At 60.7% G+C, this 26,440-nt stretch carries 22 protein-coding genes; 17 read left to right on the top strand and 5 right to left on the bottom strand.

From position 1 onward, the window contains the following. Positions 1–22 precede the first annotated feature (22 nt). Both gltX and dhaL read right to left on the bottom strand, forming a co-directional pair. Positions 23–1,483 (bottom strand): glutamate--tRNA ligase, encoded by a 1,461-nt coding sequence (gene gltX, locus QDI87_RS09210; protein ID WP_226867651.1) that lies wholly within the window; start codon positions 1,481–1,483, stop codon positions 23–25. Positions 1,484–1,619: 136 nt separating this feature from the next. Continuing rightward, on the bottom strand, positions 1,620–2,243 hold the full coding sequence (gene dhaL / locus QDI87_RS09215; RefSeq protein WP_270528514.1) for a dihydroxyacetone kinase subunit DhaL: 624 nt from the start codon (positions 2,241–2,243) through the stop codon (positions 1,620–1,622). A 252-nt stretch (positions 2,244–2,495) separates the two neighbouring features. Between dhaL and QDI87_RS09220 the strand changes: the two genes are divergently transcribed. From QDI87_RS09220 to QDI87_RS09230, 3 genes are all read left to right on the top strand, one after another. Continuing rightward, on the top strand, positions 2,496–3,407 hold the full coding sequence (locus QDI87_RS09220; protein ID WP_278743080.1) for a LysR family transcriptional regulator: 912 nt from the start codon (positions 2,496–2,498) through the stop codon (positions 3,405–3,407). 146 nt (positions 3,408–3,553) lie between these two features. Further along, positions 3,554–4,261: a response regulator transcription factor gene (locus QDI87_RS09225; protein WP_278743082.1), complete on the top strand. Its 708-nt coding sequence runs from the start codon at positions 3,554–3,556 to the stop codon at positions 4,259–4,261. Positions 4,262–4,304: 43 nt separating this feature from the next. Beyond that, the gene (locus QDI87_RS09230; RefSeq protein WP_278743382.1) at positions 4,305–5,723 is read left to right on the top strand and encodes a sensor histidine kinase; all 1,419 of its coding nucleotides are present in this window, start codon (positions 4,305–4,307) and stop codon (positions 5,721–5,723) included. A gap of 69 nt (positions 5,724–5,792) precedes the next feature. Here the strand turns inward: QDI87_RS09230 and QDI87_RS09235 are convergent, their stop codons facing one another. Together QDI87_RS09235 and QDI87_RS09240 are read right to left on the bottom strand one after the other, a co-directional pair. Beyond that, on the bottom strand, positions 5,793–7,109 hold the full coding sequence (locus tag QDI87_RS09235; RefSeq protein WP_036376231.1) for a hypothetical protein: 1,317 nt from the start codon (positions 7,107–7,109) through the stop codon (positions 5,793–5,795). Positions 7,110–7,162: 53 nt separating this feature from the next. Further along, complete coding sequence (locus tag QDI87_RS09240; RefSeq protein ID WP_036376234.1) at positions 7,163–8,422, bottom strand: SLC13 family permease; 1,260 nt, start codon at positions 8,420–8,422, stop codon at positions 7,163–7,165. Between the two features lie 280 nt (positions 8,423–8,702). On the opposite strand from QDI87_RS09240, the gene rfbD reads away from it, so the two are divergent. Then, on the top strand, positions 8,703–9,578 hold the full coding sequence (gene rfbD, locus QDI87_RS09245; RefSeq protein ID WP_036376380.1) for a dTDP-4-dehydrorhamnose reductase: 876 nt from the start codon (positions 8,703–8,705) through the stop codon (positions 9,576–9,578). A 221-nt stretch (positions 9,579–9,799) separates the two neighbouring features. Continuing rightward, positions 9,800–11,050 (top strand): serine/threonine transporter SstT, encoded by a 1,251-nt coding sequence (gene sstT / locus QDI87_RS09250; protein ID WP_036376237.1) that lies wholly within the window; start codon positions 9,800–9,802, stop codon positions 11,048–11,050. Between the two features lie 62 nt (positions 11,051–11,112). Here sstT and QDI87_RS09255 read toward each other — a convergent pair whose 3' ends face one another. Further along, a complete protein-coding gene (locus tag QDI87_RS09255; RefSeq protein ID WP_036376241.1) occupies positions 11,113–11,448 on the bottom strand; it encodes a cupin domain-containing protein in 336 nt (111 codons plus the stop codon). A 144-nt stretch (positions 11,449–11,592) separates the two neighbouring features. On the opposite strand from QDI87_RS09255, the gene QDI87_RS09260 reads away from it, so the two are divergent. The 12 genes from QDI87_RS09260 to hemL all read left to right on the top strand — a co-directional run bounded on the left by QDI87_RS09260 (position 11,593) and on the right by hemL (position 26,233). Then, positions 11,593–12,351, top strand: a complete 759-nt coding sequence (locus tag QDI87_RS09260; protein ID WP_036376244.1) for a YdcF family protein — start codon at positions 11,593–11,595, stop codon at positions 12,349–12,351. Next, complete coding sequence (locus QDI87_RS09265; RefSeq protein WP_036376247.1) at positions 12,348–13,691, top strand: MATE family efflux transporter; 1,344 nt, start codon at positions 12,348–12,350, stop codon at positions 13,689–13,691. The genes QDI87_RS09260 and QDI87_RS09265 overlap by 4 nt, the downstream gene beginning before the upstream one ends. A 121-nt stretch (positions 13,692–13,812) precedes the next feature. Continuing rightward, positions 13,813–15,495 (top strand): phospho-sugar mutase, encoded by a 1,683-nt coding sequence (locus tag QDI87_RS09270; protein ID WP_036376250.1) that lies wholly within the window; start codon positions 13,813–13,815, stop codon positions 15,493–15,495. Positions 15,496–15,650: 155 nt separating this feature from the next. Then, positions 15,651–17,114, top strand: a complete 1,464-nt coding sequence (locus QDI87_RS09275; protein ID WP_036376253.1) for a glucose-6-phosphate isomerase — start codon at positions 15,651–15,653, stop codon at positions 17,112–17,114. Positions 17,115–17,262: 148 nt separating this feature from the next. Continuing rightward, on the top strand, positions 17,263–17,886 hold the full coding sequence (locus QDI87_RS09280) for a hypothetical protein (protein WP_036376257.1): 624 nt from the start codon (positions 17,263–17,265) through the stop codon (positions 17,884–17,886). Positions 17,887–17,925: 39 nt separating this feature from the next. After that, a complete protein-coding gene (locus QDI87_RS09285; RefSeq protein WP_415949922.1) occupies positions 17,926–19,233 on the top strand; it encodes a type II secretion system protein GspD in 1,308 nt (435 codons plus the stop codon). A gap of 139 nt (positions 19,234–19,372) precedes the next feature. Further along, on the top strand, positions 19,373–20,053 hold the full coding sequence (locus QDI87_RS09290) for a precorrin-2 dehydrogenase/sirohydrochlorin ferrochelatase family protein (protein ID WP_278743087.1): 681 nt from the start codon (positions 19,373–19,375) through the stop codon (positions 20,051–20,053). Next, entirely contained in the window at positions 20,022–21,341 is a 1,320-nt protein-coding gene (gene hemA, locus QDI87_RS09295) for a glutamyl-tRNA reductase (RefSeq protein ID WP_278743089.1), read from the top strand. Before QDI87_RS09290 ends, hemA begins: the two co-directional genes overlap by 32 nt. Then, positions 21,301–22,242, top strand: a complete 942-nt coding sequence (hemC, locus tag QDI87_RS09300) for a hydroxymethylbilane synthase (RefSeq protein WP_278743091.1) — start codon at positions 21,301–21,303, stop codon at positions 22,240–22,242. Before hemA ends, hemC begins: the two co-directional genes overlap by 41 nt. A gap of 75 nt (positions 22,243–22,317) precedes the next feature. Next, on the top strand, positions 22,318–23,844 hold the full coding sequence (gene cobA / locus QDI87_RS09305) for a uroporphyrinogen-III C-methyltransferase (protein WP_278743092.1): 1,527 nt from the start codon (positions 22,318–22,320) through the stop codon (positions 23,842–23,844). A gap of 85 nt (positions 23,845–23,929) precedes the next feature. Then, positions 23,930–24,910 (top strand): porphobilinogen synthase, encoded by a 981-nt coding sequence (gene hemB, locus QDI87_RS09310; protein ID WP_278743093.1) that lies wholly within the window; start codon positions 23,930–23,932, stop codon positions 24,908–24,910. Between the two features lie 3 nt (positions 24,911–24,913). Further along, positions 24,914–26,233 carry a glutamate-1-semialdehyde 2,1-aminomutase gene (hemL, locus tag QDI87_RS09315; protein ID WP_278743094.1) on the top strand — a complete coding sequence of 440 codons (1,320 nt, stop codon included), beginning with the start codon at positions 24,914–24,916 and terminating at the stop codon, positions 26,231–26,233. The last annotated feature ends 207 nt before the right edge of the window (positions 26,234–26,440 follow it).

Consider the following 26,440-nt stretch of genomic DNA (forward strand, 5'->3'; position numbering starts at 1 on the left):
GTAACTGACTTGATTTATTATATTACACTTCCTGCAGTTTGGCAAGACTTTTTTTGAGGCGATCCAAAGAAATTTTTTTGCCGAGCAGAGAGAGGATTTCCGTGGCGCCGCCTGGCGTGACTTTCTGGCCTGCTGCGGCGATGCGCAGGACCCACATGGCGAGGCCCTTCTTGATTTCCTTCTCTTCGATGTAGGCGTTGAGCTTCTCGTAGAGTGCATCGTTGCTCCATTCGGACTCCGGCACGTCCTCTAAGAGGGCCATCATGCCCGGCAGCAGTTCAGCGGCCTTCTCCGGCGTGACCTTGTTGCGCTTGTTGACGTAGAGCTCTGCATCGAAGGCCGGCTGCTCGCAGAGGAAGGCAATCTCCTGCGGCAGGTCGCCGAGGCGCTGGATGCGCGTCTTGAGCAGTGCGGCGAGATGCGCCCAGTTCTTCTCGAGGTAGTCGGGCAGGTCGCCGGCGAACGGGCGCGCCATCTTGGCGAAGTCCTCATCGCTCATGGCTTTGAGGTATTCGCCGTTGATCCAGCCGAGTTTGTCGTAGTCAAAGACAGCCGGGGACTTCGAGAGGCCTTCGAGGCTGAAGTGCGCGATGAGCTCATCCATCGAGAAAATCTCCTGGTTCGTCGTCTTCGGGTTCCAGCCGAGCAGCGCGACGTAGTTGACGATGGCGTCGGGCAGGTAGCCGGCCTTGACGAGGTCATCGAAACTCGTGGCACCGTGGCGCTTCGAGAGCTTCGAGATGGAGCCGTCCTCGTTCTTGCCCATGACAGGGGCGAGGTGGATGAAGGTAGGGACATCCCAGCCGAACGACTCATAGAGCAGGATGTACTTCGGCGTCGAGGTGATGAACTCCGCACCGCGCATGATGTGCGTGATGTGCATGAGATGGTCGTCGATGACGTTGGCGAAGTTGTAGGTCGGCATGCCGTCACGCTTAAGGAGTACCTGGTCCTCGAGCTCTTCGTTCTTGATCGTGATGTTGCCGTGGAGCACATCGAAGAACGTCGTCTCGCCCGTGAGCGGCATCTTCTGGCGGATGACATAGGGATCGCCGTTCTTGAGGTGCTCTTCGATGACCTCCGGCGAGAGGTTGCGGCAGGTGCGGTCATAGCCGCCGAACTGGCCGGCCGAGTGATCTTCGTCCGGGTCACAGAAGCAGTAGTAGGCGTGGCCCGTCTTGACGAGCTCCTCGGCGTACTGCTTGTAGAGATCCATGCGCTCGCTCTGGACGTACGGGCCATACGGGCCGCCGAGGGATGGGCTCTCGTCCGGGACGATGTGCGCCATCTCGAGCGTGCGGTTGATGAAGTCGACGGCGTCGGCGACGTAGCGCGTGCGATCCGTATCCTCGATGCGCAGGATGAACTGGCCCTGCTGGGATTTTGCGTAAAGATAGCCGTAAAGGGCCGTGCGCAGGTTGCCGATATGCATGTAGCCCGTCGGGCTCGGCGCAAAACGCGTGCGGACAGTCTGCTTAGTCAATGGAATTCCTCCTCTTTATGTATACGATGTGTGCATTGCGGGATATCTTTAAAAAGTATACTACAGAACAGCTTATGAGACAAGAAAAGGCAAGGGATGGAGCCCTTGCCTGACTGGTTCAGCGATTTTTATCGGTTCACTTCCGCAGGAAGTTGTAGAGTGCGCGGTACATGAGCATGGAGCTCACAGCGCCCGGGTCCTCATGGCCGATGCTGCGCTCGCCGACGAGGCTTGCGCGGCCGCGGCGCGCGGCAATGGTCTTCGTGAAGTCCACACCCTCTTTGGCGGCATGCGAGGCCTCTTGGAGGACCTCGAAGAGCGTCTTGCCCTCAGCATGTTCTGGCAGGAAGCACTCGTGGATGGGAATCAGCACGTCGAGCATGGTCTTGTCGCCTTTCTGGGCATGGCCGCGCTTCTCGATGCCGGCAATAGCCGCGCCGAGTAGCTTTTCGAAGGAGGCGACGCTGAGTTTCGTGTCCTCGTCGCAGACCTCGGAGGCTCTGACGAATCCCGTGCCGTAGAGTGGGCCGGCGGCGCCGCCGACGTTGCGGATGAATGCCTTGCCAATCGTGTAGAGGACGGGGCCCGGCTTCGTCGTGTCGTCCATCTCCTCGACGGCATCGAGCGCGGCCTGGAAGCCGCGGGCCATGTTGATGCCGTGGTCGCCATCGGCGATCTGGCGGTCGAGATCCGTCAGGTAATCTTTCTGGGCGATGATCGCCGCGGCAACTGCATCGAGTGCGTCTTTGATTCTGGTCATATGAAAAACTCCTTTTTATCGTCCACCGATATCGTGATGATTATCTATACCAATGATATTATATTATAACATGAGGACGAAAAAGCACAAGAGTGAATTGACAGAAATATGGGAGAAGATAAACTCTTTCTACCTATGATTTTTGGGAAAAAGATTTGCCTATTTTTGTGAGAAAAAGTATAATAGCAAGAAAGAGATATAGGACGTATGAATATTTGCTATAGGCGGCTCCGGCCGGAAAGAGAGATCACTATGGAAATCAAGGATATGCGGGCATTCTATGCCATCGTGGAAGAGGGCAACATCAGTCATGCGGCACAGCGCCTCGACATTGCGCAGCCGGCGCTCTCGCGCCAGATGAAGCGGCTGGAGACTTCGCTCGGCGTGCAGCTCTTCGAGCGCGGTAGCCGGCGCATCCGCCTGACGGATGCGGGGCGCGTGCTCTACTCGCGCGTCGAGCACATCCTCGGCATGGTCGACGGGACGGTGCGCGAGATCACGGAGATCGGCTCCGGCATCGCCGGCTCGATCCAGCTCGGGACAATCACGACGTCGGGCGCACTGCTGTTGCCGGAGCTCATCTCCGAGTTCCACCGCCGCTACCCGCAGGTCACGTATCAGATCTGGGAGGCCGAGGGCGCGCGCATCCTGGAGCTGCTCGACAACCGCGTCATCGAGATCGCCATCACGCGCACGCAGGTGGACTCCAAGGTCTACGAGTCGATCGTGCTGCCGAATGAGCCGCTCGTCGTCGTCATGAATAAGGACCAGGTCATCGGTGCGTCCGACAGCGAAGTCCGCATGGAGGAGCTGCGCGACACGCCGATCATCATCCCGCTGCGCTGGCAGAGCCTCTTCATCGCGAACTGCCGCAAGCTCGGCTTCGACCCGCACATCCTCTGCGTCTCGGACAGCATCGTGCAGGACCTCCTGCTCGTCAAGCGCGGCATGGGCGCGGCCATCCTGCCCGTCTCATCGCGCACCTTGCTGACGGACGGCAATCTCCATTACAAGAAGCTCGTCTCGCCGGAGATGAGCACGCACACGGTCATCGCCTGGCTCAAGAACCGCACGCTCTCTTCGTCGAGCGAGCACTTCATCAAGCTCTTCCGCGAGATGTTCCTCGGCGAGAGGGCGCAGCACAGCGATGAAGAGACGGTGTGAAAGCAATTAGAATCGAATTAATTCGGCAGGAATCCCTTTCTTTTTCCAGGGAGCTGCTATATAGTAGAGATATATTAAAAAATATATCTCTTTTTTTCTTATCTTCCGTTTGTCATTGGATATCATCTGGATATGGAGGGGATCACATGGATCAGGCAAATCAGCCGAGCAAACCAGTACGCATCTTCATTGTCGAGGACGAGCACCGCATCGCGCGCTTCCTGCAAATCGAGCTCGAGCACGAGGGCTTTGAGACGGAGATCGAGGAGAACGGCACGCGCGCCTATGAGCGCATCATGCAGGGCAACTTCGACCTTGTGCTGCTCGATGTCATGCTGCCGGGCATGGATGGCCTGACCATCTGCAAGCGCGTGCGCGAGGTCTCGTCTCTGCCGATCATCATGCTGACGGCCAAAGACGAGGTCGAGGACAAGGTGGCCGGCCTCGACATCGGTGCTGACGACTACATGACGAAGCCGTTTGCCATCGAGGAGCTCATGGCCCGCATCCGCAATGCGCTGCGCAAGCACGTGCCGGACAATGGCGTGCCGCTCGAGGAGCGCCTGCAGGTCAAGAATCTCGTCATGTACCCGAAGCGCTATGAGGTCGAGGTCGACGGCGAGACGGTCCACCTGACGAAGAAGGAGTACTCGCTGCTCGAGTACATGATGCGCAATAAGCGCACGGTCCTCACGCGCGACCAGATCCTCGAGAAAGTCTGGGGCTACGATTACAGCGGCGACACGAATGTCGTCGATGTCTACATCCGCTACCTGCGCGCCAAGCTCGACGACCACTTCCATGAGAAGTACATCTACACGGTCCGAGGCGTAGGCTATGCGGTCAAGGAGTAAGGGCTTCTGGCAGCGCCTCTACTGCAGGAGCCCGCTCTGGCGCATGAAGATCTCGACGAAGATCACCTGCCTCTATGCGGCCATCCTGCTCGTCGTGCTGCTCCTCACGAGCGCCATCATGGGCCTCGGCATCTACTTCTCGTTCTACCATGAAGCGGAGACGGAAATCCACATCGCGATGCAGAACGTGCAGAAGGGGCTGTCCTCGTCGCGCAGCCTGCAGGCATTCCTGAAACGCGGCGATCTCGTCCCGCCCGGTGTCGTGATGCGCGTGACGGACCTGACGGGCAGTGTCATCTACGAGAACGACTCGCACTATCCTTCTCTTGAGGTCGTAGAGGCTTATCGCGTGAAGAACCCCCCGTTCTGGGCGGCCAAGGACATGGAGGTCGTCGAGTTCAAGCGCTTCATGATGTACTATACGTCAATGGATGTAGCCGATCACGGGCAGATTTATCAGATCCACTTCTTCCGCACGATTACGGCGGAGAAGAACTTCCTCATGGAACTCCAGCGCCTGCTGTTCCTCATCACGATCGCGGGCACGCTCGTCGCGCTTCTCGCGGGATATTTCCTGAGCAACAGGATACTCCAGCCCATCCGGAACCTCACGCAGACGGCGCGCAAGATCGAGGTGGAGCGCATGGACAAGCGCATCGAGGTGCCGCCGGCGCAGGACGAGCTGTCAGAGCTCGCCCTGACGTTCAACCACATGCTCGACCGCTTGGAGCGCGGCTTCAATCAGCAGCAGCACTTCGTCTCGGATGCCTCACATGAGCTCCGGACACCGGTGACGGTCATTCTCGGCTACTCCGACCTGCTCGCGCGCTGGGGCCGCTCCGATGCGAAGATCCTCGAGGAGGGCATCACTTCGATCCGCTCGGAGGCTGAGGATATGCAGGACCTCATCGAGAAGCTGCTGTTCCTCGCGCGCGCCGACCAGAAGCGCCAGATCCTGCACAAGGACTTCGTTCACCTCGATGAGCTCGTCGACGACGCCGTCCGCAAGATGAAGCTCGTTGCCAAGGAGCACACTGTGCAGATTGCGGTCAATGAGCCGGGCATCATCTACGCGGACCCGGCCACGATGCGCCAGATGATGCGCATCTTTCTCGAGAACGCGGTCAAGTACACGCCGGCAGGCGGCCATATCGCGGTTTCGTCTCGCCGCCTGCCAGAGAAGGGCTGCATGGAGCTGACGTTTGCCGATGATGGCATCGGCATCGCGCAGGAGGACAAGGACAAGATTTTCGAGCGCTTCTACCGCGCGGACAGCGCGCGCACGAAGAAGGCCGGCAGCATCGGCGGAACAGGCCTCGGCCTCTCCATCGCGAGCTGGATTGCCGAGCAGCACGAGATCGAGATTGCCGTCGAGAGCGAGCTTGACAAGGGCACGAAATTCATCCTGACCATCCCACTGGCAGAGGATGACGAAAGAGATACAAGCGATAAAGAAGGATAACAGGCATAAGGAAGCGGCCATGGGAATTTTCCCATGGCCGCTCTTTTCATGCAGTGTATGGATTCTTTGTCAGTGGAACAAGCGCCCGAAGAGGTGCTTCTTCTCATTCGAGGCGATGTGGCGGACGCTGATCTCGTCGGCTCCGTTGAAGAAGATGTCGGGGTTGGCGATGCTCTCGACCCACTCCTCCGAGTAAATCGGCTTGTCCATGAGCAGGGAGCTGACCTTCTTGCGGATGACCTCGAGTGCGGCTGGATCATCCACATTGAGGGCGGCGGCGAGGAGCTGGCCAATCTTCTCCATGTCCTTTTCCTTCAGGGAACGCGTCGTCGGATTGAGGCTGGAGAGGCGCAGTACGGGGTGTGCGGGCCTGCGCTCTGCATCCGGCAGGCGTGCCGTCTTGATCATGAAGCCCGCGCGGTGCAGCTTCTGCTCGGTCTTCTGCGGGTCAGCATCTGGGGGCAATGCCGCGACGACGAGGTGGCAGTCTGTGCCGTCGCCCCAGATGGGGATGCCGTTCTCTTGCAGGGCTTTGCTTAGGGCACGCGCATTGGCGATGACCTGCTGCCCGTAGAGGCGGAAGGACGGCTCGGAAGCCTCGCGCAACGAGACGGCGAGGGCTGCGAGGCGGTTCTTGTGCAGGGCGGAATGACCGTTGTCGATGACGGAGCGCTCAATCGTCTCGGCCAGATCTTTCTTGCAGAGGATGATGGCGCCTTCAGGGCCCTGCAGCGAGTCATTCGTCGGGAAGGTCACGATGTCGGCGTCAGCGACGGGCGACGGCATGAGGCCTGCGGCAACGAGGCCGACGTTCTGGCCGATGTCGACCCAGAGCAGCGCGCCGGCCTCGTGCGTGACTTTCGCGAGGCGCTTCGTGTCGATGGCGAACGGGAAACTCGTCGGCGAGAAAATCACGATCTTGGGCTGGTGGCGTGCAATCTGCTCGTCGAGTTCCTTCCAGTCGATGTCGCGGTTCTCCCAGTCTGCTCCGAAGATGGAGAAGCGGTAGGAGAGGCCGTGGCAGAGCTCCTGTTTGCGGCCATTGAAGGAGAGGACGGGATTGCCGGATTTCAAGAGCGCCTTGAAGACGACGCGCGAGGCGGCGCTGATGCTGTCGAGGCGTACGATGGCGTGTTCCGCATGGAAGCACTTGAGCGCGCGCTCGACCGCCATGCGCTCAAAGCGCCCAGTGCGGCTGATGCCGTGGTAATCCGTGCTGACGTTGGCGAGGATGCTGCCTTCGAGGTAGGCGGCAAACGGTGATTCGGCATTGACGGTCGGGATCAGGGACATCGTGAAGCGCTGCTCCTCGATCTCGTCCTGGAATTCGGCAAATACTTCTTCATCGAGCTTCTTGAGCGTGCTCAGTAATTCTTCTCTGTCCATATAAGTACCTCACTTTTTGTGGAATTGTTTCGGCTGGTAGTGCACATCCGGCATCAGAACGGCCAGACGAGCGGGATGATGACCGTGCAGACAATCATCGAGACGAGGACGAGCGGCAGGCCGACCTTGACATAGTCCATGAAGTGGAACTTGCCAGGGCCGAGGATAAGTGTGTTCGGCGGCGTGGCGACCGGCGTCGTGAAGGCACAGGATGCGGCGATGCCGATGGCCATGAGCACGGGGAACGGCGAGACGCCGATCGACTGGGCAATCGAGATGCCGATCGGGGCGAGCAGCGCTGCGGCGGCCGTGTTCGACATGAACTGCGTGAGGCCGCAGGACAGAAGGAACAGCGCCATGACGATGATGAGCGGGGAGGCGTTGCTGCCGATGATGCCGACGACGCCGTTGGCGATCATCGCACCGGCTCCCGTCTTGTCCATGGCCTCTGCGAGCGGCAGCATGCCGGCGAACAGGAAGATGGTCGTCCAGTCGATGCCGCCGTATGCCTGCTTCTCGCTGAGGCAGCCCGTGATGACGCAGGCGAGTGCGCCGATGATGGCGGCCGTCTGCATCGGCACGTTGATCGTCTTCGAGAGTGCCATGGCGACGACGACGAGGATGAGGATGATGGCACAGATGGCCATCTTGCGCGTATCCTTCGGCAGGTCAGACGTCAGGTCGCTGAGGTTGCTGTCGATATGGCCGTGCGGGCAGAGCCGCCTGCCAATCGTCAGCATGTAGATGACGCCGGCGATCGAGAGCGGGATGCCGATCCAGGCGAATTCAAAGAAGCCGAAGGGCTGCAGGCCGCTGGCGGAGAGCGTTGCGCTCATGAGGATGTTCGGCGGCGTGCCGATCATCGTGACGGTGCCGCCAACATTGGCCGCGACGGCCAGGGCCATGAGCTGCGGCGAGACGGCGAGGCGCGCGACGGCGCAGATCTGCACGACGACCGGCAGCAGGCAGGCGACGGTCGCGGTGTTCGACGAGACAGAGGACAGGATGATCGTGACAATCATGATGGCGGCCATCAGGCGCTTCTCGCCCGTGCCTGCGGCATGGACGACGGTGATACCGATGCGCTGGGCGAGGCCCGTCTGGAACATCGCGGCGCCGATGACGAACATGCCGGCGAAGAGTACGACGGTGGAATTCGACAGGCCGGAGAATACCTGTTTCGGCGTTAGCACGCCGAGCAGGCCGAGGGCGATTGAGGCGCCCATTGCTGTGACGGCGAGCGGGATGAGCTCGGTCACGAAGAAAAAGGCTGCTACCCCGAGGACAATCAGGGTCAATACTGCTGGATCCATAAATAGACTCCCTTCTTTCTGAAAGCTTCTCGCATGAGGAACGGGATATTTCGCCATCCCTCTCGTTATCTCTTATCTATTCGTCGCGTTTTTACCGTTTTCCTCTTAGGCTCTACAAAAAAAGAGTCTCAAACGACGAGAGTTGAAAATTTGTGTACTTTTGTGCAATTGAAGCAGGAAGTCAGCCGCTCTGGAAAGAATAGGGTAAGAAACCATCTGGGCATCTGGGATTGTAAAGAAAGAATGAGAGATTGGAAGAATGGAAGGAGCGTTCATGAGGATGAGGGTACTTGTCACGGGTGTAACGGGACAGCTCGGGCACGATTGTGTCCTGGAGCTGAAGGATAGAGGCATTGAAGTGCAGGGCGTGTCGAGCCGGGAATTCCCCCTGACGGATGTGGAGGCGATGCGCCGCTATATGGCCATCTACAAGCCGACATGCGTCATCCACTGTGCGGCCTACACGGCAGTGGACCGGGCGGAGGATGATGAGGCGGCCTGCATGGCTGTCAATGCAGCGGGCACGGCGAACCTTGCCAAGCTCTGCCGCGAGTTCCACGCGAAGATGGTCTACATCAGCACGGACTACGTCTTCCCGGGAGACGGCACGGAGCCATATGAGACGGACGCGCCAAAGGGGCCGACGAATGTCTACGGGAAGTCGAAGCTCATGGGCGAGGAGGCCGTCAGCTCGATACTCCGGCGCTGCTTCATCGTGCGCATCTCGTGGGTCTTCGGCATCAACGGCAAGAACTTCATCCGCACGATGCTGCGCCTCGGCCAGTCCCATGCAAAGCTCACGGTCGTCGATGACCAGGTCGGCTCGCCGACATACACGCGCGACCTCGCGGTGCTGCTAGCCGACATGATCCAGACGGAGCGCTATGGCGTCTACCATGCGACGAACGAGGGCTTCTGCTCGTGGGCCGAGCTGGCGGCAGAGGTCTTCCGCCAGGCCGGCATGCCGGTTGTCGTCGAGCCCGTGCCGTCATCTGCCTATCCGACACGCGCTGTACGGCCGCATAACTCCCGCATGAGCAAGAGGAGCTTGACGGAGGCAGGGTTTTCGCTGCTGCCGCGCTGGCAGGATGCCGTCGGGCGCTATCTCATCGAGCTCGAGAGCCTGAGGGAGCAGCAGGAAGCCCGCGCAGAATGAAATGAATGGAGCATTGCATTACAGGATTTGTCCTCTGAGCGTGTACATCTCGGCGAGGTGTACACGCTTTTTATTTTCCTGGGATACAGAGTACGCGTATAAAACACAAATTACAGGAAAAAGTATTGCATCCTGCTACTGTTTAGTGTATACTAACACATGTACTTTTGAGAGAAACGTATTTCGTTTCACTGCGTCAATTGCAATCAAGGGGGATTCATATGTTTCATAAGATTGGTAAGAAATACCGGGAGACTGCACTGATTAAGCTGATCATCGTCGGCCTTATCCTCGGCATCATCATCGCGCTGGCAGCCCCGCAGGCCGTGCCGGCCGTCTCGGTGCTCGGCGATCTTTTCGTCCGTGCCCTCAAGGGCATCGCACCGGTCCTCGTCTTCGTGCTCGTCATGAATGCTCTGGCTCAGAAGAATTCGGATGCCAGCGCTTCGATGAAGCCAATCGTGCGTCTCTACGTCTTCGCGACGTTCTGCGCCTCACTTGTTGCCGTCGCATACTCGTTTGCGTTCCCGACGGTCCTGCACCTGCAGGTTGCCGATGCGCAGCTCGCGCCACCGTCCGGCATCGTCGAGGTCCTGCACAACCTGATCCTCTCGGTCGTCGACAACCCGATCCACGCGCTGGCCAATGCCAACTACATCGGCATCCTCGGCTGGGCCTGCCTGGCTGGCATCGCGCTCCATGCGGCCAGTGACACGACGAAGAACATGCTCAACGACTTCGCGAAGACGGTCACGAAGATCGTGCAGTGGGTCATCCGCTTTGCACCGTTCGGCATCATGGGCCTCGTTGCCAACGCCATCGGCACGAATGGTCTCGGTGCACTGCTCGGCTACGTCCAGATCCTCGGCGTCCTGCTCGCGGCGTTCTTCACGGTCGCACTGGTCATGAATCCGCTGATCGTCTACCTGCACATTCACCGCAATCCGTATCCGCTCGTCTGGACGACGCTCAAGGAGAGCGGCCTCTACGCCTTCTTCACGAGAAGCTCTGCGGCCAACATTCCGGTCAATCTCGCACTCTGCGAGCGCCTCGGCCTCGATGAGGACACGTACTCGATCTCCATCCCGCTCGGCGCGACGATCAACATGAGCGGCGCGGCCATCACGATTGCCGTTCTCTCGCTCGCCGCAGCGCACACGCTCGGCATCAGCGTCGACCTGCCGACGGCACTCCTTCTCTGCCTCGTCTCGACTGTCGGTGCCTGCGGCGCCTCGGGTGTGGCTGGCGGCTCCCTGCTGCTGATCCCTGTCGCCTGTGCATCGTTCGGCATCGGCAATGACATCGCCATGCAGGTCGTCGGCGTCGGCTTCATCATCGGCGTCATCCAGGATGCCTGTGAGACGGCCCTCAACAGCTCGACGGACGTGCTCTTCACGGCGACGGCTGAATTCGCACAGCGCGCCAAGGAAGGCAAGTTGCGCAATGAGGACATGGTTTCGCACAACAACTGATTTTACGACATAAAAAATGCGGTCCAGCTCTGCTGGATCGCATTTTTGCTGTATAGAGGCGATCATTTGCGGATGATCAGCGCCATGAAGACGAGATCTTCTGTCTTGGATGTGTTCTTGATGCCGTGCTGCTCGCCGTCCGGGCAGAACGTCGTCGCACCGGCACCAATCTCGACTTCCTTGCCGTTGTCGTTGTAGAGCGCATGGCCGGAGAGGATGTGATACGTCTCCGTGTTGCCGACGTGCTGGTGGACGCCGATGCCGCAGAGTGGCGGCACAATGACCTTTGCGTACATGTCGCACTTGCCGTCGAGTTCTTTAGGTGTCAGGAGTTTGACGATCGTGATCGTGCCAATGCCTTTTTCTGCCTGTCCCGGTGCTGGTTCAATGAATGCCATGGTAAAATCTCCTTTTCGCTGTTCGAGCCTTGCCGCAGGGCGGCAAGTTTGTTACAATGGATATACAATTTATAGATTCTAGATAAATGCGGGGATTCCTCTATGAAGATGGGATTTGCGCTTTATTTTTTTGGAGGATGCGATATGGTTTATCTCTTGAAATTCGGGGCCAGCTGGGTACTGCCGCCTGGCATTTTCATCCTGGCGCTCTTTGTCTTGTCCTGGTGGCTCTTGAAGAAGCGCGGCGAGAAAAAAGCGGCAGCAATCCTGTTTGGCCTGACCTTTGCCTTCTACCTGCTCTGCACGGGCTTCGTTGCCGAGAAGACGATGGGCTGGCTGGAATCTGCTTACCAGCCGCCGGAGCAGGCGTCGGGCGATGTCATCATCATGCTCGGCGGCGGCGCCTACAGCGACACGCCGGATGTCGACGGCACGGGGACGCTCTGCGCAAGCCCTGCGAGCCGCCTCTTGACGGCCGTGCGCCTGCAGCGTCAGCTCGGCGTGCCGATCCTGCTGTCGGGCGGCCAGGTCTACGAGGACACGGGCGCGGAGGCGAAGATCGCCAAGCGCGTGCTCATGAGCCTCGGCGTGCCGGAGGAGAAGATACTGACGGAGACGAAGAGCATCAACACGAGTCAGAATGCCCGCTTCTCAGCTGAGATCCTGCGCGAGAACGGCCTCTCGCACCCGATACTCGTGACGAGCGCCTTCCACATGAAGCGCTCGGTGCTCAACTTCCAGAAGCAGGGCGTGGCCGTCGAGCCGTTCCCGACAGACTACCTGGTCGCGCACCATCCTGTATTCCACTACACGAAGCTGCGCCCGCAGACAGAGGCACTCCTAGACAATGTGACGGTGCTGCAGGAGACACTGCGCACCTTTGTGACGAGGTATATCGAATGACAAAGAACTTGACAGAAGGATCGCCGGCCAAGCTGATTTTCTTCTTCACCATGCCGCTGATTGCGGGCAATATCTTCCAGCAGCTCTACGCCTTTGTCGACACCTTGATCGTCGGCCGCTTCCTCGGCGTCAATGCCCTGGCGGCCGTCGGCTGCACGGGCGCCCTGATGTTTTTGATGCTCGGCTTCGTCATAGGCTTCTCGACAGGGCTCTCCATCTACACGGGCCAGCGCTTCGGCGCGCGCGACGAGGAGGGTGTGCGCAAGAGCGCGGCGGCCTGTGCCGTGCTCTCTCTCCTGGCCTCAATCGTCCTGACGACCGTCGGCGTGCTGCTCTGCCGCCAGCTCCTAGTCTGGATGCAGACGCCGGCGGAGATCCTCGACGGGGCCTATTCCTTCATCAGCCTCGTCTACGCAGGCATCGGCCTCTTCGTATTCTACCAGACGCAGACGAATCTCATCCGCGCGCTCGGCGACAGCAAGACGCCGACCGTGCTGCTCGCCTGCGGGCTTACGCTCAACATCATCTTCGAGCCGATCGCGATCCTCGTCTTCGGCTGGGGCATCCCGGGCGCTGCTCTGGCGACACTCGCCTCGCAGGTCTGCGGCAACCTGCTCTGCCTCTTCTTCATCCTGCGCAAGGTGCCTGCGCTGCGCACGCACCGGAAGGACTGGTGTCCGGACTTCAAGCTCTACTGGGAACACCTGCGCATCGCCCTGCCGATGGGTTTCCAGTCGAGCATCATCGCGATTGGCGCTGTCATCCTGCAGGTTGCGCTCAATGACCTCGGCCCTACGGCCGTTGCGGCCTATGCAGCAGCCCAGAAGATCGAGTCCATCGCGATGATGCCGATGATGTCGTTCGGCATCGCGATGTCGGCCTACACGGCACAGAACTACGGCGCGCGCAAGTTCGAGCGCATCGGCGAGGGGGTGCGCAAGTGCTGCTACATGTCCGTGACGTTTGCCGTGCTTGCCGGCGCGGGGCTCATCTTCTTCGGCCCTTCGCTCATGCACCTCTTTGTCGGTGATGGGGCGCAGCAGGTCATCGACTTCGGCCACGAGTACCTGATTGTCAACGGCTCGTGCTACTGGATCCTCTCCTTCCTCTTCATCTTCCGCTACACGCTGCAGGGACTCGGCCAGAGCGTCGTGCCGACGATCGCGGGCATCATGGAGCTCTTGATGCGCACGGCAGCAGCGCTCTTCCTCTGCGGCTGGCTCGGCTACCTTGGCGCCTGCCTCGCCAACCCGATGGCCTGGATCGGCTCCTGCGTTCCTCTGGCCATCGCTTTCTACTGGACGCACCGGAGCTTCAAGAAAAAATATCATCTCGCCTGAGCCTTTTTGTAGGATTTGCAGGATTCAGGCAATTTCTGTCGAAAAAGAACTACAACAATAAATCAAAACATCACAATGACAGTGATTGCTGAAAAGGGATTCAGGAAGGGATGGATTCAATATGTATCAGGATGAGTACAAACGCTGGGCAACTGCCGATCTCGTGGACTTCGATCTGAACAAGGAACTCAATGACATCGCCGGTGATGATGAGGCCATCAAGGACCGCTTCGCCGTCGCTTTGGAGTTCGGCACGGCCGGCCTGCGCGGCGTGCTTGGTGCAGGCACGAACCGCATGAACATCTGGGTCGTTCGCCAGGCTACGCAGGGCGTTGCCGACTGGGTCAAGACGCAGGGCGGCACGCAGACCGTCGCCATCAGCTACGACAGCCGTCTCAAGGGCTGGAACTTCGCGCGCGAGGCCGCCGGCGTCCTCGCGGCAAATGACATCCACGTGCGCCTCTACGAGGAGCTCATGCCGGTACCGGCCCTGAGCTTTGCGACGCGCTACTACCACTGCAACGCCGGCATCATGATCACGGCTTCGCACAACCCGGCGCAGTACAACGGCTACAAGGCATACGGCCCGGACGGCTGCCAGATGACAGATGATGCGGCCGCTGTTGTCTACGCGTCCATCCAGAAGACGGATGTGCTGACGGGCGCAAAGCACATGAGTTTTGCCGAGGGCGTCGAGAAGGGCCTGATCCAGTTCGTCGGCGAGGACTGCAAAGATGCCTTCTACAAGGCTATCGAGGCGCGCCAGGTCCGCCCGGGCCTCGCGAAGACGGCTGGCCTCAAGCTCGTCTATTCGCCGCTCAACGGCACGGGCCTCGTGCCAGTCACGCGCGTGCTCAAGGACATCGGCATCACGGACATCACGATCGTGCCGGAGCAGGAGTACCCGAACGGCTACTTCACGACCTGCAGTTACCCGAATCCGGAGATCTTTGCGGCACTTGAGAAAGGCCTTGAGCTCGCGAAGAAGGAGCAGGCTGACCTCATGCTCGCGACGGACCCGGATGCTGACCGCGTCGGCATCGCGATGAAGTGCGCTGACGGCAGCTACGAGCTCGTCTCGGGCAACGAGATGGGTGTCCTGCTGCTCGACTACATCTGCCAGGGCCGCATCGAGAAGGGCACGATGCCGAAGAACCCGGTGGCTGTCATGTCCATCGTCTCGACGCCTCTTGCTGACAAGGTCGCCGAGCATTACGGCGTGGAGCTCCGCCACGTGCTGACGGGCTTCAAGTGGATCGGCGACCAGATTGCACAGCTTGAGGCAGCTGGCGAGACGGATCGCTTCATCTTCGGCTTCGAGGAGAGCTACGGCTACCTCGCCGGCCCGTACGTCCGCGACAAGGATGCCGTCGTCTCCTCGATGCTGATCTGCGAGATGGCAGCTTATTACCGCTCCATCGGCTCGTCGATCAAGCAGCGCCTTGAAGAGATCTATCAGCAGTATGGCCGCTACTACAACAAGGTCGATGCCTTCTCGTTCCCGGGCCTCTCGGGCATGGACAAGATGAAGGGCATCATGGTCAGCCTGCGCCAGACCCCGCCGACGGAGTTTGCCGGCAAGAAGGTCGTCGAGACGATTGACTACGCAGAGCCGGAGAAGACGGGGCTGCCGAAGGCAAACGTGCTCATTTACAAGCTCGATGACGGCTCGACGGTTGTCGTTCGCCCGTCCGGCACGGAGCCGAAGATCAAGACGTACTTCACGACGCTCGGCAAGGACCTCGCAGAGGCACAGGCCGAGAAGGAGAAGCTCGCAGAGGCCGTCAAGCCTCTCTTAGCCTGACTTTCACAGAAGAGAATAGTTCACAGAATAAGGGATACATGGTATAATGGAATCGTATGGAATAAGCGATCTGCTGCCGGTATCCCTTCCGTATTCCTGAGCAAATGGCCGCGGTGAGAGAACCTGCAGCAGAACAAGAAGAGGAGTGTTAGAACATGAGTTTAAAGCTGAAATCCGGTTTTACGTTCGACTACGACAATCTTTACGGTGAAGGCAAAGTCACGGAAGCGGACCTCAAATCCTACGAGGAAGATCTCAAGAAGGCGCATGAAGCCATGAAGGTCATGCGCGAGACGGGCTTCATCCGTGCGCATCTCTCGAAGGACGGCGAACCGGAGAAGGTACTGTTCTCTCAGACGCCGTACGTTGAGGAAGGCCACATCAACAGCCCGAGCTCGCTGAAGCGCCTGCAGGAACTGACGGACCACGTCAAGGGGAATGTCGACGTCGTCGTCTCGATGGGCATCGGCGGTTCCTACCTCGGCAACAAGGTCCTCTTCGACGTGCAGTGCGGTGCATACTGGAATGAACTCACGAAGGAAGAGCGCAACGGTTTCCCGCAGGTCTACTTCAGCGGCAACAACATCGATCCGCGCAGCACGGGTGATCTCATCCATCATCTCGAAGATGAGTCCAAGATCCTCAAGTACCATGAGAAGCGCAACCTCAAGGTCCTGCTGCTTGTCATCTCGAAGTCCGGCGGTACGCTCGACACGATGTCGAACTTCATGGTCGTCTATGACGCCCTGCAGAAATACCCGGGCATCGACGTCGAAGTCATCGCGGTCACGGACCCGAACATGGAGAAGCAGACGCTCCTCAAGAAGCTGGCCATCGAGAAGGGCTGGCCGCAGTTTGCTGTACCGGACGGTGTCGGCGGACGCTTCACGGTCTTCACGGAAGTCGGCCTGACGCTGGCCGCCTGCATCGGCTTTGACATCAAGAGCTTCCTCGACGGTGCCAAGGACATGGACAAGGCTTGCCAGAACGATGATATCTGGCAGAACCCGGCTATGCTCAACGCAGCGCTGAAGTTCGCTGCCTCGGAGAAGCACGGCCGCGACATCGAGGTCATGATGCCGTACGGCGATTACCTCAAGTCCGTATCCGAGTGGTACATCCAGCTGCTCGCAGAATCCCTCGGCAAGCAGTTCAACAAAGAGGGCAAGGAAGTCTGCTACGGCCGCACGCCGCTCGTCGCTGTCGGCACGACGGACATGCACTCCCAGACGCAGCAGCATCAGGAAGGCAAGCTCAACAAGGTCGTTCAGTTTGTCAAGATCGAGAAGTGGGCGAATGACCTCGTGATCCCGAACACCTTCCCGGAGGCCAAGAAGCTGGCTGACATCTCCGGCGTCACGATGAGCGAGGCCCTCGAGGTTGCCCGCCAGTCGAATGCCGATGCACTCGCTTCGAACAAACGCTATAATGCATGCTTCGCACTGCCGGAGCTCAATGCCTATCACCTCGGCGAACTCCTCTACATGCTCGCGATGAGCGTTGCTTATGAGGGTGAACTCGCAGATGTCGATGCCTTCAACCAGCCGGGCGTCGAGTCCTACAAGCGCATCATGGGACCGAAGCTCCAGGCACTCAAGGCTGCTAAAGCTGCAAAATAATCCATAGCACATACCCGAGGCTTATCTGTGGCAGTACACAGACGCAGTCAAAGGCGCAGGAAAGGCTCTGTCCGTTTGGCAGAGCCTTTCTTCGTATAAAATAAAATCAGAATAATGTAAATATAATAATATAAGGGGAGGGATGCTGATGCATGTGACGCCAAAGCAGATTGCCTTTGCAGCTGTAGCCGCTGTGCTGCTGGCAGTGGTGCTGTTCTGGCAGGGCGCAGCCGATGGGATGGACCAGGAACTGCCGGAGACGGCCGCAGATGGAGGCAGCGCGCCCGCGGTGGCGCAGAAGAGCCGGGATGGCGCGCGCTACGAGAAGATTCGCGGCATGGAGAGCCAGGTGGCAGTCGAAGACCTGCGCAATCCCTTCTCGCCTGGGCACGAGAAGCGCGGCGAAGCGGCGGCCGCGCCTGTGAAAGCCGCGCAGAAGACGGAATCTGCCCAAAATGTGCAGCCGCCCGCGCCGCCCGCCCGAGCGTCTATGAGGGCGGAGGCGGCTCCAGAGATGCCCGTCTCCGCGCCTGAGCCTGTACTGGCACTTCGAGGCATCGTGCAGGGCGCGGAGCCGCTCGTCATCCTCTCGGACGGCGCGCAGAGCCGATCCCTGGCCGTCGGCGAGCACTTCTTCGGCTACGAGGTCGTCGAGATCGGCAGGGCGGGTGTGCGGCTTTGCGGCCCAGACGGTGAAATCTGGCTGCCAATGGCTTCATTCCATTCGGATGGAGAAGCTGCCGGACAAGATGACAGGATAGAGACGCGTTAGCACAAGATGCGTAAAAGAGAAGAGGAAAGGAGGCAGCCGATGACGGTCAACTGGACAAAGAGGATAGGGAGGGTAATGTTCGGCACGGTATTGCTCGGGTGCTTTTTGACAGGCGGCGTGGAGGCCGCACCCATCGAGATGCAGGTCGTCGAAGGCGATGTGCGCTCCGTGCTCATGTCGCTGGCGCGTGCGGGCCACGAGAACATCGTGCTCGATGACAGCGTGGAGGGGACGGTGACGCTCCATGTGACAGAGGAGCCGACGAAACTCCTGCGCATGGTCGCTGCTTCGAAGGGGCTCGTGCTCGTCAAGGAGGGCACGACGTACCTCGTGACGACGGCCGCGCGGGCAGACGGCCTCAGGAGCGTGCACGTCTACCCCGTGCGCCATGCCGACCCCGCTGACATCGCGCGTGCGGCGGAGCTCTCGCTGCGCAGCGCGGCTGACAAGGCGGATGCGCAGCAGGAAGGCGCGGGCGGCAGTGCGCGCCGCGTCCTCGTCGATAGCGCGACGAATTCCGTGCTGTTCTATGGCACGGCAGCAGAGGCATCTGGCGTGGCGGAACTCGTGCGCCATCTCGACTGCAAGCCGCAGCAGGTATCGCTTGAAGCAAAGGTCGTGGCGCTCTCAAAGGACGCATCCAAGAAACTCGGCGTCGAGTGGCAGTGGTCATCGCTGCCGCAATATCCAGACTTCGAGACGACGTACCGCCACAAGGGCACGGACCATGAAGTGCAGGAAAAGGAGATCAAGCGCCACACGCAGGACGGAACGGTGCCGGGCATCATCCAGTTCGGACGCGGCCCGGAGGGGGTGCCGTTCGAGTTCTACTACAGCGCGACAATACAGGCGCTCGTGACGCAGGGCAAGGCCAAGATGCTCGCGCGGCCGAATATCACGACGGTACAGGGCCGGGAGGCGCTTATCAACATCGGCGGCGAGGTCCCCGTGCCGACGCAGTCGGTGACGAACAGCACGACGACGACGACGTACACCTACCGCCAGGCCGGCATCATCCTGCGCTGCACGCCGCGCATCCACGAGGACGGCCGCATCACGGCGACGGTGCACACAGAGGTCAGCTCGCCGCTGTACGTCGAGGACATCAAGGCCTACCGCTTCCAGAACCGCAGTGCCGACACGACGGTCAGCCTGCGCGACGGCGAGACGATGGTCATCGGCGGCCTCATCGGCAGCGATGAATCGAGGACGCTGTCGAAGATCCCGTTCCTCGGCGACCTGCCCATCCTCGGTGCCTTCTTCCGCAGCGTACGCCAGAGCCGCTCCGAGTCTGAGATCATGATCTTCCTGACCGCGCATGTCATCCCCGACGACGGTTCGACGTGATGCAGATAATACGATAAGATACAGAATCAGAAGCTTTGATAAAAGTCATGACGACTTTTGCTCGGAGCTTCTTTTCTTTTGCATAAACATCCGTTATAATAAGAAGGTGATTACAATAAGTGAATGAGATTCGTAATTGATGAATGTTCAGATTATGGGCGGGGGGATGAGCGTGCAGTATCCGGTCAATATGGAGATCGCAGGGCGTGTCTGCGTGATCATCGGCGGCGGGCGCGTTGCCGAGCGCAAGGCACATGTGCTCTTGCAGGCGGGCGCGCACCTCATTGTCATCGCACCGGCCCTGACGAGGCTGCTCTATCAGGAGGCGTCGACAGGATGCTTCTTCTGGCTGGCCCAGCCGTACGAGGCGGGGTTCCTGCAGCGCGTGCGCCCGTTCCTTGTCTTCTGCACGGCAGATGATCATGCGGTCAACCGCGTGGCGGCCGAGGAGGCGCGCGCATCCGGTGCGCTCGTCAATGTGGCCGATGAGCCGGAGCTCTCGGACTTCTTTGTGCCGGCGAGCATCCGGCGCGGCCGCTTCCTGCTGACCATCGGCACGGGCGGCCTTAGCCCTGCCTTTTCGCGCAGCCTGCGCGAACAGCTCGAGCAGGCATTCCCGCCGGCCTTCGGCCTCTGGATCGAGAGGCTGGCCGCGATCCGTCAGGAGATGAAGGACAAGCTGCCGACGAGCGATGACCGTCAGGCATTCTGGCGCGCGGCATTGTCGCGGGACATCATGGAATTAGTCAAGGCCGGTCGTCTGAACCGGGCGGAGGTAATGATTCGACATGCAATTATTGATTTTAGGCCTCAATCATAAGACGGCGCCTGTGGAGGTGCGCGAGCACTTCGCGATTTCCCGGCAGGCCGTTCGCGACGGGCTGGAAAATCTCAACGAATACGAGGGGATATCGGAGGCCGTCGTGCTCTCGACCTGCAACCGCAGCGAGATGTACGCCGTCGTCGACGATGCAGAGGAAGATGCAGCGACGCTCAAGCAGTTCCTGTTTGACTTGACGGGCAACGACGAGGACATCGACGCGTATCTCTACTCGTTCGTCGACGAGGAATGCATCCGCCATCTCTTCAACGTGGCGTCGAGCCTCGATTCGCTCGTGCTCGGCGAGGGGCAGATCCTCTCGCAGGTCAAGGAGGCGTACGCGATTGCGCGCGAGGCCGGCACGACGAGCACCGTGCTCAATACGCTCTTCCACCGTGCCATCGCGACGGGCAAGCGCGTGCGCACGGAGACGCGCATCGCCTACAATTCGGTTTCCGTCAGCTATGCGGCCGTCGAGCTTGCCGAGGAGAAGTTCGGCTCGCTTGCGGCCTCGAATGCGCTGATCTTTGGCGCGGGCAAGATGGCGGAGCTCACGGCACAGCACCTCGTCGCACACGGCGTGCGCAAGATCTACGTGGCAAACCGTCACATCGAGCGGGCTGAGCAGCTCGCGGCGGAGTTCGGCGGCGAGGCCGTCCCGTTCGACGGTGCGCTGAAGCGGGCGGTGGATGTCGATGTCATCGTGACGTCGACGGGCGCGCCGCATTACGTCGTCAAGCCCTGGGAGACGCGCCAGCTCATGACGAAGCGCAAGGGCAGGCCGCTCTTCTTCATCGATATCGCCGTGCCGCGCGACGTCGATCCGGAGGTCGCGGGCATCAAGGGCGTGACGCTCTACAACATCGATGCGTTGGAGGCCGTCGTCGACGAGCACAAGGAGGAGCGGCTGCAGGAGGCAAAGCTCGCGCATGCCATTGTGGAGGAGGAAGTGAAGTCCATCGAGGACAAATTCCAGTACCTCTCCTTCCGTCCGCTCATGGCGCTGCTCTCGGAGCGCTGCGAGCGCATCCGCCAGCGCGAGGTGCGCCGCGCATCGTCGAAGCTGCCGGACCTCACGAAGTCGGAGCGTCGGCAGATTGAGCACATGACGCGCATGATCGTGCGCAAGATCCTGCGCATGCCGATGATGAAGCTCAATGCTTCGGCGGGCACGCCGCAGGAGTCATTCTACATCGAGGCCATGCGGGCCTTGTTCAAGCTGGACACGATAGGGGAGGCGGCAACGAGTGAAGAACGGCACAATCGTTATCGGGACGCGAAGCAGTAAGCTCGCGCTCTGGCAGGCGGACTATGTGGCAGAGCGCCTGAAGGAGCGCTATCCAGAGCTGCGGGTCGAGAAGAAGCTCATGACGACAAAGGGCGACAAGATCCTCGACGCGCCGCTCGCCAAGATCGGCGGCAAGGGGCTCTTCACGAAAGAGCTCGAGCAGGAGATGCTCGAGGGCGGCATCGACATCGCGGTGCACAGCCTCAAGGACATGCCGACAGAGGTGCCGGAGGGTCTCGTGATCTCTGCCATCACGAAGCGATTTGATCCGGGGGACGCTGTGGTGAGCCCTGTGTACAAGACGCTCGAGAATCTGCCGCAGGGTGCAAAGGTCGGCACCTCGAGCTTGCGCCGCAAGGCGCAGCTCCTGCACGCACGGCCGGACCTCAATATTTCGGACCTGCGCGGCAATGTCAACACGCGCCTGGAGAAGCTTGAGCGCGAGCACTTCGACGCGATCATCCTGGCCGTGGCAGGCCTCAAGCGCCTCGGCTTTGCGGACCGCATCACGGAGGTGCTGCCGCGCGAGATGGTGCTGCCGGCCGTCGGGCAGGGCGCTCTTGCCATCGAGACGCGCGCGGATGACGGCGAGGTGCGCAATCTCATCGCCTTCCTCAACGACGAGGAGACGGTGGCCTGCGCCAGGGCGGAGCGCGCCTTCCTGGCCCGCGTCGAAGGCGGCTGCCAGGTGCCTGTCGGCGTCTACGCAGTGCCTGCTGCCGGAGAGCGGCTTCATGTCGAGGCGGTCATCGCCTCGCTCGACGGCGCGCGCCTCTACCGCGACACTACTGTGGGCAGCGCGGCAGAGGCCGAGTCGCTCGGCACATCGCTTGCCGACAAGCTGCTCGCGATGGGCGGCATCGAGATCCTGCACGAGATCGGCCTGCTGCTCGACCGATGAGGCGGGCAGAGAGAACCTGGGCGCAGCTGCGTCTGCGCTGGCGATATTTCACGAAGAGAAGAGGAGAGTTTTATTATGGCAGGTATGGTATATCTGGTCGGGGCTGGTCCTGGGGACTACCGCCTCATCAGCCTCAAGGCAGTCGACTGCCTGAAGCGCGCCGAGGTCGTTGTCTACGACCGCCTCGCGGATGACCGCATCCTCGGCTGGGCGCCGCGCGATGCCGAGTTCATCTACGTCGGCAAGGCGTCGAGCCACCACACGATGAAGCAGCCGGACATCAATCAGTTGCTCGTCGACAAGGCGAAAGAGGGCAAGATAGTCGTGCGCCTCAAGGGCGGCGATCCCTTCGTCTTCGGCCGCGGCGGCGAAGAGGGTCTGCTGCTCGAGGAGAACGGCCTGCCGTTTGAGGTCGTGCCGGGCATTACGTCCGCCATCTCGGTGCCGGCTTACGCGGGCATTCCCGTCACGCACCGCGGCATTGCGACGTCGTTTGCCGTCGTCACGGGCCACGAGGACCCGACGAAGGGCAAGAGCAATATCCGCTGGGATAGGCTGGCGACGGGTGTCGACACGCTCGTCTTCCTCATGGGCGTCGCCAATCTGCCGCACATCACGGAAGAGCTCATAGAAAACGGACGCCCGGCAGATACGCCGGCAGCCGTCATACGCTGGGGCACGAAGCCGGAGCAGGAAGTCCTCATGACGACGGTCGGCACGGCCGCTGAGGACGTCAAGCGGAAGGGACTCAAGCCGCCGGCCATCTTCATCGTCGGCGAGGTCGTCAAGCTGCGCGAGAACCTGCAGTGGTTCGATAAGCTGAGCCAGAAGCCGCTCTTCGGGCGGACGGTGCTCGTCACGCGCGCGCGCAGCCAGGCATCGAAGCTCACTGCGTGCCTCGAAGACCTCGGTGCCCGCGTCATCGAGAAGCCGGCCATCGCGATCGCTGCGCCGGATGACGGCTATGCGGCCGTCGATGCGGCCATCGCAGGAATCGACGCCTACCAGTGGCTGATCTTCACGAGCACGAACGGCGTCGAGCGCTTCATGGAGCGCCTCTTCGCCGCGGGCCGCGATGTCCGCGCACTCGGCTACGCGAAGGTTGCGGCCATCGGGAAGACGACGGCGGGGAAGCTCGCCTCGTACGGCATCCGCGCCGACGTCGTGCCGCAGGAGTTCCGCGCAGAGGGCATCTTAGAAGCCCTCAAGGGCAAGCTGCCGCCGCACGCGAAGATCCTCCTGCCGCGCGCTGCGGCAGCGCGCGAGATCCTGCCCGAGAAACTGCGCGAGCAGGGGGCCGAGGTCGACGTCGTGCCGGTCTACCAGACGGTCATGGCCGAAACGAGTGAGGAAGAGCGCGCGGCGCTCCGGAAAGAGCTCGAGAGCGGCGCCATCGACTTCGTGACGTTCACGAGCTCCTCGACCGTCGAGAACCTCGTCAAGCTGCTCGGCGGCATCGAGCCGCTCGCGGGCGTCAAGACCGCCTGCATCGGCCCGGTGACGGCCGAGACGGCCCGTCGGCACGGCATCGAGCCTGCCATCGTGGCTTCGACGTACACCATCGAAGGTCTCGTCGAGGCCATGCGCGAAAGCCTCGTCTGAGCAAAGGCGAGAGCCGACTTCATTCTGTTCTGCGATTGCCATGGCAGGTATCTGCCAGACATCTATGTATTTAGGAGATGTTGTTATGTATAACCAGAAGCTTCGTCCGCGCCGCATGCGCATCACGCCGGCCATGCGCGCCATGGTCCGGGAGACGACTCTCTCGGCGAAGGATTTTGTCTACCCGATCTTTGTCGTTCCGGGCGAGCATGTCAAGGAAGAGATCCCGAGCATGCCGAACTGCTACCATCTCTCGGTCGACAATGCGGTCGAGCTTGCCAAGGAGATTGCCGAACTCGGCATCCCGGCTGTCGAGGTCTTCGGCCTGCCGGAGTACAAGGATGCAGACGGCTCTTCGGCCTGGGACCCGACGAGCCCGGTGCAGCGCGCCATCAAGGCCATCAAGACCGCGGTGCCAGAGCTCATGATTATCGGCGATGTCTGCCTCTGCCAGTACACGACGCATGGCCACTGTGGCCATCTCGAGGGCCATTACGTCGACAACGACAAGACGCTCAAACTCCTGCAGAAAGTCGCCGTCTCGCAGGCTGAGGCCGGTGCCGACATCATCGCGCCGTCCGACATGATGGACGGCCGCGTCGCCGCCATCCGCGAAGCGCTCGACGCGCATGGCTTCCTCAACGTCTCCATCATGAGCTACGCCGTCAAGTACGCTTCGGGCTACTACGGCCCGTTCCGCGATGCTGCCGACAGCGCGCCGCAGTTCGGCGACCGCCGCCAGTACCAGATGGATCCGGCCAATGCGCGCGAGGCCCTCAAGGAAGTCGACCTCGACCTCATGGAAGGCGCTGACATCATCATGGTCAAGCCGGCACTCGCCTACCTCGATGTCGTGCGCCAGGTTCGCGACCACATCCATCATCCAGTCGCCGTCTACAATGTCAGCGGCGAGTACGCGATGGTCAAGGCTGCGGCGGCGAACGGCTGGATCGACGAGAAGCGCATCGTGCTCGAGACGCTGACGAGCATGAAGCGCGCCGGTGCGGACATCATCATCACGTACCACGCACTGGATGCGGCAAGATGGCTCAAGGAAGAGGAGTAAGGTATGCTGAATCTCGAAAAATCTCTGGCGGCTTTCAACGAAGCCAAGACGCTCATGCCGGGCGGCGTCAACAGCCCGGTCCGCTCGTACGCCAATGTCGACTGCAACCCGCCGTTCATCGCGAAGGCGAAGGGTGACCGCATCTTCGACATCGACGGCAACGAGTATATCGACTACGTGGGCTCATGGGGCCCGATGGTCGTCGGCCATGCTCACCCGAACGTCGTCAAGGCGCTGCAGGAGGCGGCGACGCGCGGCACGAGCTACGGCGCCCCGACGCTCTTAGAGTCGGAGCTCGCGAAGCTCGTCATGCAGGTCTACCCGTCCATCGAGACGATTCGCATGGTCAACTCGGGCACGGAGGCGACGATGAGCGCGCTGCGCCTGGCGCGCGGCTACACGGGGCGCGAGAAGATCGTCAAGTTCATCGGCTGCTACCACGGCCACAGCGACAGCCTGCTCGTCAACGCCGGTTCGGGCATGGCGACGTTCGGCGTGCCGAGTTCGCCCGGCGTCACGAAGGGCACGGCGGCGGACACGATCTCGGTACCCTACAACGATGTCGAGGCCATCACGAAGGTCATGGATGAGATGGGCGACGAGATCGCAGCGGTCATCATCGAGCCGGTCGCGGGCAATATGGGCTGCGTGCCGCCGAAGCAGGGCTACCTGCGCAAGATCCGCGAGCTCACGCAGGCACACGGCACGATCCTGATCTTCGATGAAGTCATGTGCGGCTTCCGCGCATCGCTCGGCGGCGCACAGGCGGCCTATGGCATCACGCCGGACCTCACATGCCTCGGCAAGATCATCGGCGGCGGCCTGCCGGTCGCGGCCTACGGCGGACGACGCGACATCATGATGAAGGTCTCGCCGGCGGGCCCCGTCTACCAGGCGGGCACGCTCTCGGGCAATCCGCTCGCGATGACGGCCGGCATCGAGACGCTCAAGATCATCACGGCAGAGCCGGAGCCGGGCGAGGCGGACTACAGCCGCATGCTGACGCTCAAGACGAAGAAGCTCCTGCTCGGCTGGCTCGAGAAGGCCAAGGAAGCCGGCGTCACGATCCAGGCGCATCAGGCCGGCTCGATGTTCGGCATCTTCTTCAACGAGCATGAGGTCTACAATTACGATGACTCGTGTGCTTCGGATCAGGAAGCCTTTAAGGTCTGGTTCAAGAGCATGCTCGAGCAGGGCATCTACCTCGCCCCGTCGCAGTTCGAGACGCTCTTCATGTCCGGCGCACACAGTGACGAAGACATCGACCGCACGATCGAGGCGGCAGGCAGGGCCTTCAAGGCAGTGGCAGAGAGCCGCCGCTGAGTTTTTGCAAAGTTGACGCCGACGGGACGAGGCTGGCCAGCACTGCGCGATGAGCCCCTGCTAAACCGATTTTTTGCCTCAGAATCAATCCTTGCCAAAGAGCTAAACGCGCGTTGCTTGGACGACGCTCTTTGGCAAGGGCGGGATGGCAAAAAATCGGTTCTTCACGCAGGGCCTCAACGCTCCGCTTCTGGCCAGCCCCGTCCC

This window comes from Mitsuokella jalaludinii (assembly GCF_928722185.1).
In the GTDB taxonomy this organism is placed as follows: domain Bacteria; phylum Bacillota; class Negativicutes; order Selenomonadales; family Selenomonadaceae; genus Mitsuokella; species Mitsuokella jalaludinii.